Here is a 14083-nt window from a genome sequence, read left to right on the forward strand (position 1 = left end):
GAAGTTTTCGCAACATTACGTTGACGATATCGCGGCATCCTCAGGAAGGCTCGAAATACCATGACCTCCGTGTTTCACGTGGCCACGACCGGTTCCGACACCGCCGACGGCGCCGCCGAGCGGCCGTTGCGCACGATCAACCGGGCCGCAACTCTCGCCCAGCCGGGCGACACCGTCGTCGTGCACGCCGGCGAGTACCGGGAATGGGTCAAGCCGCGGCGCGGCGGCCTCAGCGACAACCGCCGTATCACGTACGAGGCCGCGCCCGGCGAGCATGTGGTGATCAAGGGCTCGGAGCCGCTGACCGGCTGGGTGGTGGAAGACGGAGGCGTGTGGCGCGCGGACGTGCCGAACGCGCTGTTCGACGACTTCAACCCGTTCGCCGAGGAGATCGCCGGGGACTGGATCGTCTACCGGGACGGCGCCGCCCGCAAGCACCTCGGCGACGTCTACCTCAACGGGCTGAGCTTCTACGAGGTCGGCTCGCGCGACGAGGTCTTCTCGGTTCAGGAGAGGGCCCAGGTCGTCGACGACTGGACCGCCGTCACGGTGCCGGTCGCCAACCCCGTGCAAACCCGGCATGTCTGGTACGCGGAGGTCGGCGACCACGAGACGACGATCTGGGCGAACTTCCAGGACGCCGACCCGAACGCCGAACTGGTCGAGATCAACGTGCGCCGGTCGGTCTTCTTCCCCGAGGAGCACCACCTCGACTGGATCACCGTGCGCGGCTTCGAGCTGTGCCAGGCCGCGTCGCCGTGGACCCCGCCGACCGCCGACCAGCCCGGCCTGATCGGCCCCAACTGGGCCAAGGGCTGGATCATCGAGGACAACCACATCCACGACGCGAAGTGCTCGGCGATCTCCATCGGCAAGGAGGTCTCGACCGGGCACAACTTCGCATCCGTACGCGGTGACAAGCCCGGCTACCAGTACCAGCTGGAGTCCGTCTTCGCGGCGCGCCAGATCGGCTGGGACAAGGAGCACATCGGCTCGCACGTCATCCGCCGCAACACCATCCACGACTGCGGCCAGAACGGCATCGTCGGCCACCTGGGCTGCGTGTTCTCGACCATCGAGGACAACCACATCTACAACATCGCGACCAAGCGCGAGTACTACGGGTACGAGATCGGCGGCATCAAGCTGCACGCCGCGATCGACGTGGTGATCCGCCACAACAACATCCACGACTGCACGCTCGGCACCTGGCTGGACTGGCAGACGCAGGGCACCCGCATCTCGCGCAACGTGTACTACAACAACAGCCGCGACCTGTTCGTCGAGGTCAGCCACGGCCCCTACCTGGTCGACCACAACGTGCTCGGCTCCCGGGCGTCGTTCGAGTCGTTCAGCCAGGGCGGCGCGTTCGTGAACAACCTGTTCGCCGGCACGATCCGGCTCGAGGCGGTGCCCGACCGCGCGACGCCGTACCACCGGCCGCACAGCACGCAGGTCGCGGGCTACGCGGTGATCTGGGGCGGCGACGACCGCTGGATCGGCAACGTCTTCCTGGGCGGCGACGTCGCACAGGCGTACGGCCAGGGCGGCGACGGCAAGGCGACGCCGCACCACGGGCTGGCCGGCTACGACGGCTTCCCGGCGTCGTTCGAGGAGTACCTGGAGAGGATCGAGGCCAAGGGCCCGGGCGACCACCAGAAGTTCCTCGACGTCCAGCAGCCGGTCTACGCCCGCGCCAACGTCTTCGCGGCCGGCGCCCGTCCGTTCGCCGGCGAGCGGAACCCGGCCGTCCTGGACGGCGGCCGCGTCGCGGTGGTCGAGCAGAACGGAGAGGTCTACCTGGAGACCGACCTGCCGCCCGGCTTCGCCGAGGCCCGCGTCGGCGTCGTCTCCGGTCGCGACCTCCCGCGGGTCCGCTTCGCCGACGCCGACTTCGAGGAGCCGGACGGCACCCCGGCCGTCATCGACGTCGACCTGACCGGCGCGGCCAGGCCGGCCGAGCCGTCGGCGGCCGGGCCGCTCGCCGGCCTCACCCCGGGAAAGACTCGCAGCCGCATCTGGTGACGCGCGGCCGGATTCCGGACATAAGACCTATATCCTGTAATCCATGGACAGGCGGACCTTCGTTCTCGGCGGGCTCGGCGCGGTGGTCATGCCGCGCCGAGCTGCCGCGTACCCGTTCTCGCTCGGCGTCGCGTCGGGCGAGCCGGCGCCCGACAACGTGGTCCTCTGGACACGGCTCGCGCCCTCACCGCTCGACGCCGACGGGCACGGCGGGATGCCCTCCGGCGACGTTCCCGTCCAGTGGGAGGTGTCGGAGAACGAGAGCTTCGGCACGACGGTCTCCGCCGGGACGGTGACCGCGCGATACGCCGACGCGCACGCGGTTCACGCCGTGGCCGGTGGGCTCAGGGCCGACGCCGAGTACCACTACCGGTTCCGGGCGCAGGGGCACATCTCGCCGGTCGGGCGTACCCGGACGGCGCCCGCGGCCGGGGACGCCGGGCGGGAGCTCACTTTTCTCTTCGCCTCGTGCGCGAACTTCGAGGCGGGGTACTTCACGGCCTATCGGCGGATGGCCGAGGAGCGCGCCGATCTGGTTCTGCACCTCGGGGACTACATCTACGAGGGCGGGCCCAAGCCCGGGCACGTGCGACAGCACCTCGGGCCGGAGATCCTCACGCTCGCCGACTACCGGCGGCGGTACGGGCAGTACAAGACGGATCCGGATCTGCAGGCCGCGCACGCGGCCGCGCCGTGGCTGGTGGTGCCGGACGACCACGATGTCGAGGACGACTTCGCGGGGACCGAGCGGCTCGACAACATCCCGGCGCTGAGCGCGTCGCAATGGGCGGCGCGCCGGTCGGCGGCCTATCAGGCCTACCGTGAGCACCTGCCACTGCGGCCCGGTTCGCGGCTGTATCGCCGGATCCGGTGGGGCCGGCTGGCGACCTTTCACATGCTCGACACCCGGCAGTTCCGCGACCGGCAGGCCTGCGGCGGCCTGTGGAAGGCCTGCGCGGACGCGAACCGGCCGGGCCGCAGCATCACCGGCTCGGCGCAGGAGGCCTGGCTGCTCGACGGGCTCGCCCAGAAGCAGGGCGCCTGGGACTTCCTCGCGCAGCAGGTGTTCTTCGCGAGGCAGGTCACCGCGCGCGGGATGGCCAACATGGACGCCTGGGACGGCTATCGCGCGTCGCGGGACCGGATCCAGCGGGGGTGGGTGGAGCGCGGCGTGCGCAACCCGGTGGTGCTGACCGGCGACATCCACACCGCCTGGGCCAACAACCTCAAGGCCGACTACGCCGACCCCGGCTCGGCCACCGTCGGCACCGAACTGGTGTGCACGTCGATCACGTCACGCGGGGACGGGGCGGCGAGCACCACCGTCCCCAACGCGGCGAGCAACCCGCACCTGAGGTTCTACTCGGACCGGCGCGGCTACACGCGGGCGACCGTCGGCGCCGCGAGGGTCCGGGTCGACTTCCGCGGCGTCGACGCGGTCAGCCGGCGGGGCGCGGCGGTCCGGACGATCAGGAGTTTCACCCTCAGGGACGGCCGGCCCGGAATCTAGATACCGTTCGGGGTCGAGGTCGCGGTCGTCGCCCGCCGCCTGTGGACGGCGTTGGGTGCCGCCCGTCGCGCTGAGCCCTCGTCGGCCCGGCCGGGTTGACCGATGCTTTCGCCCGCCTCGGCCACCGTTTCCTGAAGGCCGCGGCGGCCCGATCGTGATCTTTGTCAATGCGTTGTCATATGTGAACCCATTGATGGCCGACGCCCGTGTTCCTAGGCTGAATCCAGCTCGGGCCTAGGAGGTGACTCGCGTGCAGTCCGACGCGACCCTCCTTCGTGGCCGCGGCGCCCTCCTCGCCGCGATCGACGCGCGGCTGAGCGCGGGCGGCGGCGTGGCCCTGCACGGGCCCGCGGGCATCGGCAAGACGGCGATCCTCGATGCCGTTGCGGCCTCGGCGGCCGCGCGCAACGAACTGGTGCTCCGGTTACGGCCGGTGCGGACCGAGCGCTCTCTCCCGTACGCCGGTGTCGCCGACCTGGTGTCGCAGCTCCCGGACGACGCCGCCCAGGCCCTGCCACCCGCCCAGCGGGCCGCTCTCGCCGCGTTGCGGCAGGGTCTCCCGCCGCGCGGCGGCAACCCGGCCCTCGCCCGCCGCCTCGTGCTGCCGCTGCTGCTGGCCCACTGCGCCCGCCGCCGCACCGTGCTGCTGGTGCTCGACGACGCGCAATGGCTGGACGCCGAGTCGGCCGAGCTGATCGGGTTCGCCATGCGGCGGCGGCCGGGGCAGCGGGTGCGGGTGCTCGCCGCTCAGCGCCGCCCCGACCCGGCGGGCAAGCGCCGCGCCGCCCGGCTGTGCCCGGCCCCGGTGCTCGAGCTGGCGGTGCCGCCGCTGGACGCCGACGAGCTGACCGCGCTGCTCGAGGCGCGTGGCCTGCCCTGCCGCACGGCCAGCCGGATGCACGAAGCGAGCGCCGGCAACCCGTTCCTCGCGCTCACCCTCGGCGGCGCGGTCGCCCCGGGACCGGCCTGGCGGCCCGCCCCGATCCCGGAGGCGGCGCGCGAGCTGATGCGCGACCGGCTGCGCGCGCTGCCGGCCGGCGTCGCCGCCACCCTGCTGGTCGCCTCGCTCGCCACCGATCCCACGACGACCGTGCTGCTGCGCGCCGGCCGCGACGACGCGGTGCGCGACCTGCGGCTGGCCGAGGCCGAGGGCGTTGTCGAGCTGGACGGCGAGGCGATCCGGTTCACCCCGCCGCTGCTCGCGCAGGTCCTCGCCGAGGAGGTCACCGCCGCCGAGCGGCATGCGGCGCACGCGGCCCTCGCGGCCGGCGCGGTCGACCCGACCGAGGCGCTGCGGCACCGGGCGCTGCGCACCGGGCGGCCCGACGCCGCGGTCGCGCGGTCGCTCGCGGCCGCGGCCGACCGGCGGGCCGAGCGCGGCGCGGGACGCGACGCGGCCGAGCTGTACCTGCTCGCCGCCGACCGCTGCCCGCACGGCCTGGCCGCGCAGCGGCTCGACTGGCTGGTCGCGGCCGCCCGGGCCGCGACCACCGGCGGAGCGCCGGCCCTTGCGGGACGGGCCGCCGAGGCGGTGATCGCGGCGGACGCGCCGGCCGGACACCGGGTGCGGGCCCGGCTGGTGCTGCTCGACCTGGCCGGTCAGGGGCTCGCCGAGATGGGGGAGACGTTCGCGGCGGCGCTCGCCGAGGCCGGCGACGACCCGGCCCTGCTCGCCCCGGTGCGGCTGCGACTGACCTGGGCCGCGTTCCTCACCGGCGACCCGGACCGGGCCGCCGCCGAGGCGGGCCGCACGGTCGAGGCCGCCCGCCGGGCCGGCGATCCGACCACCGAGGCGATGGGGCTGAGCCTGATCGCCCAGGTGCAGCGGCTGCGCGGCGAGGCACGCTGGACCGAGACCCTCGGGCAGGCGCTCGAGCTGCCGGCCACCCCGGCGCCGGACTGGCTGCACTACGGGCCGCGCTACATGGCGGCCCGCTTCGCGATGATGGACGACCGGCTCGACGAGGCCCGCGAGGAGCTGCTCACGCTGCTGGTGGTGGCCGAGCACGACCGGATCGGCGAGGCCCGGGTCGAGGTGCTGCGCAGCCTCTCCGAGGTGGCCACCCGGGCCGGCCGCTGCCGGGAGGCCCTCCAGTACGCGCACCGGGCTGTCGACGCCGCCCAGCACGCCGGCCTGAGCCCCGGCCCGACCTGGTACACGGCCGCGGTCGCCGAGCTGGCCGGTGGCAGCCTGCCCGCGGCCGCCGGGTTCGCCCGCCGCGGGGTGCGCGCCAGCGAGCAGGAGGGCGACAGCCTCTACCTGCGGCGCAACCTGCACGCGCTGGGCCAGGCCGAGCTGCGGCTGGGGGAGACCCGGTCCGGCGTGGCGGCGCTGCGCCGGCTGCGCGACCTCGAGGCCGAGTCCGGCGGGGCCGACCCGATGATCGTGCGCTGGCACGGCGACCTGGCCGGCGGCCTGGCCTCGCTGGGCGAGCACATCGCGGCGGCGGCCACCCTTGCCGAGGCCCGGGCGGCCGCGCACCGGCTGGGCAACAGCCCGGGCACGGTCGGCTACCTCGACCGGGCCACCGCCGTGGTGCTGTCGGAGAGCGGGCAGGCCGATTCGGCGGTGGTGCTCTCGGCCGCGGCCGCGCAGCATTTCGAGCAGCTGCACCAGCCGATCGAGCAGGCGCACGCGCTGCTCGTGCAGGGCGGTGCCGAGCGGCGGCGCCGCCGGTACGCGGCGGCCCGGGTCGCGATCGGCGCGGCTCTCGCGATCTTCCTGGCCGCCGACGCGAAGCCGTGGGCCGAGCAGACCGAGCGGGCCCTGGCCCGTACCGAAGGGAACTCGGCGCCCGGCGTCCCGCCCGCCGACCTGGGGCTGACCAACACCGAGCTGCGGATCGCCGGGCTGGTGCGCGACGGCGCCAGCAACCGAGAGATCGCCACCCAGCTCTACCTCAGCGTCAAGACCGTCGAGGCGACCCTCACCCGGGTGTACCGCAAGCTCGGCGTGCGCTCGCGGACGCAGCTCTCGTCGCGCCTGCAGGTGTCCGAACTCACCTCGCCCGCCTGACCAGCAAAATGTCGACGGAGAGTGACTTCTACTACAACGTTCTAGTCGAGTTTTACCTGCTTGATTTGGGGATGAAACCCGGGACGTGGAGTGTTGAAGCAGAGGCAGAAACACTACGATCCGTTGAGGAGAACCACGGCCATGCAGCTTTCGTCCACGCTTCGCGACGCCCGTACGGCTCTGGCGAACCGCAGGACCCTGCGCATCGCCCAGCGCCGGCTCGCCGACGAGCTGGCTTCCTTCCGCACCACGGCCGAGCGGGCGGAGCTCGACGAGCTCCTCAGCCGCCACACGGCAGAGGAGACCCAGGAGATCCGGGCCATCCTCTACCGTCAGGACGTCGAGCGTCAGCAGTCCACCCGGCGGCAGACCGCCGGGCTGGGGGGCTACCTCGGCTGACCAGGATCGGCCGGCGACCTGTCGGCCGATGACGATCTGGCCCGGACACTGCCCGCGTGGGCTTTGGTGTCCGGGTCTTTCCGTACCTTGACCAGGCTCGCCACGGTCGTGACCGCGAGGACGACCAGGATCACCACGAGGGAGACCGCGGTGCTGACCTCGGGCACCGAGTCGCTGACGGCCTTGTGCGCCCAGTGCAGCACCAGCTTGACGCCGATGAACGCCAGGATGATCGACAGACCGGTGGACAGGTAGACCAGGCGGTCGAGCAGGCCCTTCACCAGGAAGAACAGCGCCCGCAGGCCGAGCAGCGCGAACGCGTTGGCGATGAAGACGATGTACGCCTCGTCGGTCACCCCGAACACCGCGGGGATCGAGTCGAGCGCGAACAGGATGTCGGAGCTGCCGATCGCGATCAGCACCAGGAACAGCGGGGTGAACATGCGCCGGCCGTCGACGCGGGTGAGCATCTTGCCGTCAACGTAGTCGTCGGTCAGCGGCAGGAACCGCCGGCCGGCCTTGACCAGCGCGTTGTCCTCGATGTCCGGGTCTTCGTCGCGGTGCCGGAACAGCTGGATCGCCGTCCAGATCAACAGCAGGCCGAACAGCAGGAACATGAACGAGAACAGGCTGAGCAGCGTCGCGCCGAGCGCGATGAAGACCACCCGCAGTCCCAGCGCGATGATGATGCCGAAGGTCAGCACCTCCTGCTGGTACTTCTCCGGCACCGCGAACGTGGTCATGATGATCACGAAGACGAACAGGTTGTCGACCGAGAGGCTCTTCTCGACGATGTAGCCGGCGAAGTACTGGGCGCCGAAGTCCCAGCCGGCGATGGAGCCGAAGACGACGCCGAAGGCGACCGCCACCGCGATGTAGAAGGCGGACCACAGGGCCGCCTCACGGAACCCGACGGCGTGCGGGCGCAGCGCACCGAGGGTCAGATCGAGGGCGAGCAGGGCGACGACGACACCGATGGTCAGCGTCCAGCCGAGCGCGGTGACCTCAAGCAACAGGGAACCTCCGAGCCGTAGTAAGCGGGGCGATTCCTTTGAATTGTCCCCGCTTACCCTGGGAAGTCCCTGGTAACGGAACGAGCCCCGGCGCCGGGTGCCGCTAGGCGACCTGGAAGGACCTCTTCGCCAGGCCCATCCAGAAGCCGTCGATCGGCTGGTCCGGGGCGCGCTCGGGGTCGCCGGAAGCGCCCAAGGTCAGGAACATCGGGGCGAAGTGCTCGATCGTGGGGTGCGCCCAGGGCATGCCGGGTGCGCGGTCGCGGAAGTCGGCCAGCTCGTCGACCGCGCCGCGGGCCAAGGTCTCGGCGGCCCACGCGTCGAACTCCACCGACCAGCCGGGCGCGGCCGCGTCGGGCCGCCAGTCGCGCAGGAACGGCAGGCCGTGGGTGGTGAAGCCGGAGCCGACGATCAGCACGCCCTCGTCGCGCAGCGGGGCGAGCCGGCGGCCCAGCTCGAGCAGGCGGTCGGGCTCGAGGGTGGGCAGCGACATCTGCAGCACCGGGATGTCGGCGCCGGGGTACATGACGGTCAGCGGCACGTACGCGCCGTGGTCGAGCCCCCGGTCGGTGCGCGCGACGTGCTCGCTGTCGGGCATCAGCTTCTCGATCCGCGCGGCCAGCCCGGGCGCGCCCGGCGCCGGGTACTTCACCTCGTAGTAGCGGCGCTCGAAGCCGCCGAAGTCGTAGACGAGGGGCACGGTCTCGGTGGCGCCGAGCATCAGCGGCGCCGACTCCCAGTGCGCGGAGGCCATCAGGATCGCCTTCGGCCGGGGCAGGCCGGACGCGAGATCCTTCAGCTGGGCGACCCAGCGCTCGTCGTCGACCAGCGGCGGGGCGCCGTGGCTCAGGAACAGGGCGGGCATGCGGCTCACGGGATCCTCCGTTGAAGCTTCAAGCAACTACGGCAAGCGTACGCCCGATTTAGTTGTTCCGTCAAGTAACTACTCTACGTAACCGTCGATCATGGTCAATACTGTCCGTTATTGGTTGATTGCACCGATACTTAGGCATCGGCGTCTATCGACATGATCGGTGGCGATCCCCCGGACGTGGGTTAAATCCGTTTTACATCGAACGAGTGACATCTATAAAGGTCCAGGTCAGAAGCCTTTGGCAGAATGCATTCCAGACGCGGCCACGGCGGACGGAAACTCGCTCCGCAAAGGACATTGCGCCTGGCCTGGGACGCTGGCATGCTACGCGATGTTGCGCAGGGGGGCGCTCACCGTAACGAATGGCGAAGACTCACCCGCATCACGGTTAGTAATCGCCACGGGAAGTTATCGCACCACGTATAAGGAGGGCCCGCAGTGGCGTCGTCGCCGCAGCTACCCCTCGCCGATGATCTGTTCTTGACCGCGCACGACACGGTCAAGGGCAAGTCGCTGCTGACGCCGGCCACTCTCGGCCTCGGGCTCGCGGCGGCGCTGATCGGCGAGCTTGTCTTCTGGCGGCGGCTGGACGTGATCGACGGCAAGCTGGCCTTGATCGACGATCGCCCCACCGGTGATCCGGCCACCACCGCCGTCCTCGACCAGCTGCTCCGCGAGGGCCACCACCGGGCGGTCCGCGACTGGATCTCGTTCCTCGCCACCGGCATCGCCACCGACCTGGTGGAGCGCCGCCTGTCCCGGGCCGGCCTGCTGCACCGGCAGGAGAAGCGCGGCCTGCTGGGCACCAAGGTGGCGTTCGTCCCCGCCGACTCCATGGTCGCCGGCTGGCCCGCCACCCGGATCCGCACCTTCATCGGACGCGGCGAGCTGCTCGACGTCTCCGACCTGGTCCTCGCCGGCCTCATCCTCGCCACCGGCCTCGACCAGCACGTCTTCCTAACCCTCGACGCCCGCGGCCGGGAGGCGTTGTTCGACCAGTTCCGGCGCCGCCTCCCGGCCATGCTGCAGGAGCTCGTCGCGCACGCCGAGGCCTCGGTCGGCGACGCCGTCATGGCCCGCCGCGCCTGACCAGCTCCAACCCCTCAACCCCTCAACCCCCACCCGGAGACCCACGTGTCCAGCACAACAACCCCACCGCAAAGCCAGCTGTCGACAGCCCTGGCCCGCGACCGCCTCGGCGTCGCCGCGGTGGTCTTCTTCGTGATGTCCGCCGCCGCGCCCCTGACCGTGGTGGCCGGCGTCGTGCCGACCGGTCTCGCCGTCACCGGCCTGACCGGCATCTCGATCGCCTTCCTTGCCATGGCCGTGGTCCTGGCGATCTTCGCGGTCGGTTACGTCGCCATGTCGCGGCACATCGACAACGCCGGCGCGTTCTACGCATACATCTCGCAGGGCATCGGCCGGCCGTTCGGCGTCGGCGCCTCCTGGCTCGCGCTGCTCGCCTACAACTGCTTCCAGATCGCCGCGTACGGCGGTTTCGGCGCGATCGCGCAGCCGCTGTTCAAGGACTGGTTCGGGCTCGACATCCAGTGGTGGGTGCTGGCGCTGATCTGCTGGGCGATCACCGCCGTCCTCGGCGTGCGCGACGTCGCGGTCAACGGCAAGGTCCTCGCGACCCTGCTGGTCGCCGAGATCATCCTGGTCGTGGTGTTCAGCTTCGCCGACATCTTCTCGCCGAACTTCCACCCGTCGTCGGCCCCGCTCGACCCGGGCAGCCTCGTCGGCACCGGCTCCGGCGCGCTGCTGGCCATGGCGATCACCGGCTTCGTCGGCTTCGAGCAGTCCGTGGTCTTCTCCGAGGAGTCCCGCGACCCGCGGCGCACCGTCGCCCGGGCCACCTACATCGCCATCGCGCTGATCGCCGTCCTGTACGGCTTCGCCTCCTGGACGATGATCTCGGCGGCCGGCGACGACGTGGTCGGCCGGGCCGTCAACGAGGGCCCCGACCTGTTCTTCAACGTCGCCTCCGACCAGCTCGGCAGCGCGGCCATCCACCTCGGCCACGCGCTGTTCCTGACCTCGCTGATCGCCGCGATGATCTCGTTCCACAACATCATCTCGCGGTACACGTTCTCCCTGGGCCGCGAGGGTGTGCTGCCGCGCCTGTTCGGCCGCACCGTGCCCGGCACCGGCGCGCCCAAGAACGGCTCGCTCGCCCAGTCGGCGCTCGGCCTGATCGTCATCGTGGTCTACGCGGTGATGGGCTGGGACCCGCTGGTGCAGATGTTCTTCTGGGGCGGCTCGGCCGGTGGCATCGGCGTCCTGCTGCTGATCACGGTCACCTCGGTCGCCGTCATCGGCTACTTCGCCCGCCGCCCCGCCGGCGAGGACTTCTGGCACCGCGTCGGCGCCCCGGTCCTCGGCACCATCCTGCTGCTGGTCATGAGCTACCTGGCGCTGACCAACATCGCCACCCTGTTCGGCGTCGAGCCGGGCAGCGGTCCGACCTGGGTCGTGCCGACGGCGTTCGGCGTGGTCGCGCTGGCCGGCATCCTGTGGGCGCTGGTGCTGCGCAGCAGCCGGCCCGACGTCTACCAGGGCATCGGCCTCGGCGCCCGCAGCTCGACCGCGGGCAGCGGCGGTGGCGGTTTCGCGGCGGCCCTCGCCGGTGACCAGGGGGCCAAGTGACGTATCCCGAGATCCGCCCGGCCCGCGAGGACGAGATCCCCGCGGTCGGGCACCTGGTCGGCCTGTCCTTCCTCGACCTGCCCCAATGCGCTTACCTGGTGCCGCCGCTGGAGGACCGGCTGTCCGTGACGGCCGACTACTTCACGATGCTCACCGAGCACGCGTACCGGTACGGCCTGGTCGACGTGATCGACAACCCGGCGGGTGGTGGGCTCGCCGCCACGGCGGTGTGGTTCGACTACACACGCGAGGCGCCCGATCCGGAGAACTATGAGGAGAACCTGCGGTCGATGGCCGGGGAGTACCTCGACCGGTTCCAGGCGCTCGACGTGATCTTCGAGAAGCACCACCCGCACGACGAGCACTGGCACCTCGCGTTCCTGGCGGTCCACCCCGACCACCAGGAGCACGGGCTGGGCAGCAAGCTCATGGAGCGCAAGCACGCCGAGCTGGGCGTGGCCGGTGTCCCGGCGTACCTCGAGGCCACGAACGAGAACAACGTGCGCCTCTACCGCCGGCACGGCTACGCCGACATGGATCCCTTCGAGATGCTGCTGCCCGACGGCACGCCCTTCTTCCGGATGTGGCGCGCGGTCTGAGGCTTGCAAGCGAAAGGGCGTGACCACCGTCCGGTCACGCCCTTTCGCCTGTCACCAGTCGAACTCGGGGCCCTGCGCGCTGCCCGCGGGCAGCAGCGGCCGCTGGGTGTACTGCCAGGTCTCCACCACGATGTAGCGATGCCCGCGCGGCGGGTTGAACTCCGCCGGCCCGCAGTCGTGCTTGAAGGCGAAGTCCGTGAACATCAAACCCTTGCATTCGTACGGCCCGGCGGCCAACTCATCGGTCTTCGCGTCGCGCAGGGTCAGCGAGAGGTCGATCTGCACTCCGGGCGCCGCCTCCATCTGACCCATCACGCGGACCGACGGGCCGACCGCGTGGCAGGGCCGGGCCAGCACCGGATGACCGAGATCCCAGCTGTACGCGTCGCCGCAGCGCCACGGTCCGAACCGGGCCTTCGCCCCGGCCTTGGCCGGACCCACGGTGGCGGCCGCCTCGGCCTGGGCGCCGCCGGTGATCGCCCGGCGCCGCGCCTCCTGCTGGGCGCCGGGGCCGCCGCTCAGGAGCCCGCCCGGGACCTCCTGCGCCACCGTCGAGGGAACCGGCTGGGCCGCGGCCGACGGGCCCGCGCTCGCGCCCGGGCCGGCCGGACCGGTACCGCCGCCGGCTCCTGGCAGGCCCAGCCCCGCCGCGTTGCCGCCGGCCGACGAGGCCGGCGGCTCGCCGGCGCCGATCAGCTGCCAGGCGTTGAAGCCGCCCAGCCCCGACACCACCACCGCGGCGGCGACCAGCGCGATCATCATGCCCGGGCGGCGCCACATCCAGGAGCGGGGGCCGTTGCGCGGCCGCTTGCGGACCGGCGGGCGCCGCGAGGACGGATGTGGCTGACCGAGTTGCGCTGTCATCCCGTACGCGAGCTCGGGGTTGTGGGTCGTCGAAGTCAGCGCCGGGACGCCGGTCATCTGCCGGGCCAGGTCTCGCAGCGCACCGCCCAGCTCACCGGCCGAGGGGCGGCGCGCCGGATCCTTGTCGAGACACCATTCGATCAGCGACCACACCGGATGCGGCATGCCCGGCGGACGCTCCGGCGACTCCTCGACGTGCCGGCGCAGCACCGCCAGGGGCTCGCCGGAGTACGGGGGAGCGCCGGTGACCAGCTCGTAGAGGACGATGCCGGCCGAGTAGACGTCGGAGGCCGGCTCGGCGTCGCCCTGGATCGCCTCGGGCGCCATGTAGTGCGGGGTGCCGACGATCGCCTGCGGCGTGGTCAATCCGGCCGCGTCGAGGACCCGGGCGATGCCGAAGTCGGTGAGGCGCACCTCGTGCCGCCCGTCGGCCTCCTGCAGCAGGATGTTGTCGGGCTTGACGTCGCGGTGCACCACGCCGAGCTCGTGCGCCTGGGTGAGCGCCGCCGCGACCTGGGCGAGCAGGGTGGCGGCCTCGGACGGCGGCAGCGTGCCCGCCGAGATCAGCCGGTTGCGCAGCGAGCCGCCGCTGACGTAGTCCATCACCAGGGCCAGGGACCCGCCGACGCTGAACAGGTCGTGAACGCCGACGATGTTCTCGTGGCGCATCATCATCAGGATCGTGCGCTCCTGCACGAACCGGATGACCAGCTTGGGCTGGCGCAGCAGGCCTTCGTGCAGCAGCTTGACGGCGACGTATTCGCCGGTGGACCGGTCGATCCCGCGCCAGACGGTGCCGGTGGCGCCGTGCCCGACCGGGCAGACCAGGACGTAGGAGTTGCCCACACAGCGACCGCTGAGATCGGCGGTGGCGGCTTCGCCCGGGCTGGAGCCGCTCATCTCGCTGGGGCCGGGGCCGCTCATGGAGAGGGATGACTGCACCCCGACGATGGTGCGCAGCGCGCCGGTGGCGGGCAACTCGCAGCGCCCGTTCTGTCATGGACGGCGGATCACGAGAATGCAGCGTTACCGCTCACGTTCTGGCTCGTTCGTCCGTTTTCGGTTACAAATTTTCGCAGCCGTGCACGGCGAGGGTGCCGAGAACACGGCGGCTCATGCGCCTCCGACTCCCGG

The 14083-nt window shown here is 71.6% G+C and carries 10 protein-coding genes; 7 read left to right on the plus strand and 3 right to left on the minus strand.

The features are described 5' to 3' along the window. Positions 1-60: 60 nt before the first annotated feature. The 4 genes from ACIA5D_RS42255 (at position 61) to ACIA5D_RS42270 (ending at position 6950) form a co-directional block, all read left to right on the plus strand. A complete protein-coding gene (locus tag ACIA5D_RS42255; RefSeq protein WP_396036261.1) occupies positions 61-2025 on the plus strand; it encodes a right-handed parallel beta-helix repeat-containing protein in 1965 nt (654 codons plus the stop codon). Between the two features lie 43 nt (positions 2026-2068). Then, positions 2069-3535: an alkaline phosphatase D family protein gene (locus ACIA5D_RS42260; RefSeq protein WP_396036262.1), complete on the plus strand. Its 1467-nt coding sequence runs from the start codon at positions 2069-2071 to the stop codon at positions 3533-3535. Positions 3536-3785: 250 nt separating this feature from the next. Next, entirely contained in the window at positions 3786-6551 is a 2766-nt protein-coding gene (locus tag ACIA5D_RS42265; RefSeq protein ID WP_396036264.1) for an AAA family ATPase, read from the plus strand. A gap of 141 nt (positions 6552-6692) precedes the next feature. Beyond that, positions 6693-6950: a hypothetical protein gene (locus ACIA5D_RS42270; RefSeq protein ID WP_396036265.1), complete on the plus strand. Its 258-nt coding sequence runs from the start codon at positions 6693-6695 to the stop codon at positions 6948-6950. Here ACIA5D_RS42270 and ACIA5D_RS42275 read toward each other — a convergent pair. Both ACIA5D_RS42275 and ACIA5D_RS42280 read right to left on the minus strand, forming a co-directional pair. Beyond that, positions 6938-7963, minus strand: a complete 1026-nt coding sequence (locus ACIA5D_RS42275) for a TerC/Alx family metal homeostasis membrane protein (protein WP_396036267.1) — start codon at positions 7961-7963, stop codon at positions 6938-6940. The genes ACIA5D_RS42270 and ACIA5D_RS42275 overlap by 13 nt on opposite strands. A 103-nt stretch (positions 7964-8066) precedes the next feature. Further along, positions 8067-8828, minus strand: coding sequence for a dioxygenase (locus ACIA5D_RS42280; protein WP_396036379.1), 762 nt, complete (start codon positions 8826-8828; stop codon positions 8067-8069). A 447-nt stretch (positions 8829-9275) separates the two neighbouring features. On the opposite strand from ACIA5D_RS42280, the gene ACIA5D_RS42285 reads away from it, so the two are divergent. Genes ACIA5D_RS42285 through ACIA5D_RS42295 form a run of 3 tightly spaced genes read left to right on the plus strand, consistent with a single transcriptional unit; the run spans position 9276 to position 12085 of the window. Beyond that, positions 9276-9926 carry a GPP34 family phosphoprotein gene (locus ACIA5D_RS42285; protein ID WP_396036269.1) on the plus strand — a complete coding sequence of 217 codons (651 nt, stop codon included), beginning with the start codon at positions 9276-9278 and terminating at the stop codon, positions 9924-9926. A 45-nt stretch (positions 9927-9971) separates the two neighbouring features. Then, a complete protein-coding gene (locus ACIA5D_RS42290) occupies positions 9972-11486 on the plus strand; it encodes an APC family permease (protein ID WP_396036270.1) in 1515 nt (504 codons plus the stop codon). Then, entirely contained in the window at positions 11483-12085 is a 603-nt protein-coding gene (locus ACIA5D_RS42295) for a GNAT family N-acetyltransferase (protein WP_396036272.1), read from the plus strand. Before ACIA5D_RS42290 ends, ACIA5D_RS42295 begins: the two co-directional genes overlap by 4 nt. A gap of 51 nt (positions 12086-12136) precedes the next feature. Here ACIA5D_RS42295 and ACIA5D_RS42300 read toward each other — a convergent pair whose 3' ends face one another. Next, positions 12137-13891, minus strand: coding sequence for a serine/threonine-protein kinase (locus ACIA5D_RS42300; protein WP_396036275.1), 1755 nt, complete (start codon positions 13889-13891; stop codon positions 12137-12139). Positions 13892-14083: the final 192 nt, after the last annotated feature.

Origin of the sequence: Actinoplanes sp. NPDC051513 (assembly GCF_044454685.1) — a bacterium.
GTDB lineage: Bacteria > Actinomycetota > Actinomycetes > Mycobacteriales > Micromonosporaceae > Actinoplanes.

What these genes read in the sequence shown, in the direction of transcription:
- ACIA5D_RS42255 (WP_396036261.1), top strand. Translation starts at nt 61, where the DNA reads ATGACCTCCGTGTTTCACGTGGCCACGACCGGTTCCGACACCGCCGAC.
- ACIA5D_RS42270 (WP_396036265.1), top strand. Translation starts at nt 6,693, where the DNA reads ATGCAGCTTTCGTCCACGCTTCGCGACGCCCGTACGGCTCTGGCGAAC.
- ACIA5D_RS42260 (WP_396036262.1), top strand. Translation starts at nt 2,069, where the DNA reads ATGGACAGGCGGACCTTCGTTCTCGGCGGGCTCGGCGCGGTGGTCATG.
- ACIA5D_RS42280 (WP_396036379.1), bottom strand. Translation starts at nt 8,828, where the DNA reads ATGCCCGCCCTGTTCCTGAGCCACGGCGCCCCGCCGCTGGTCGACGAC.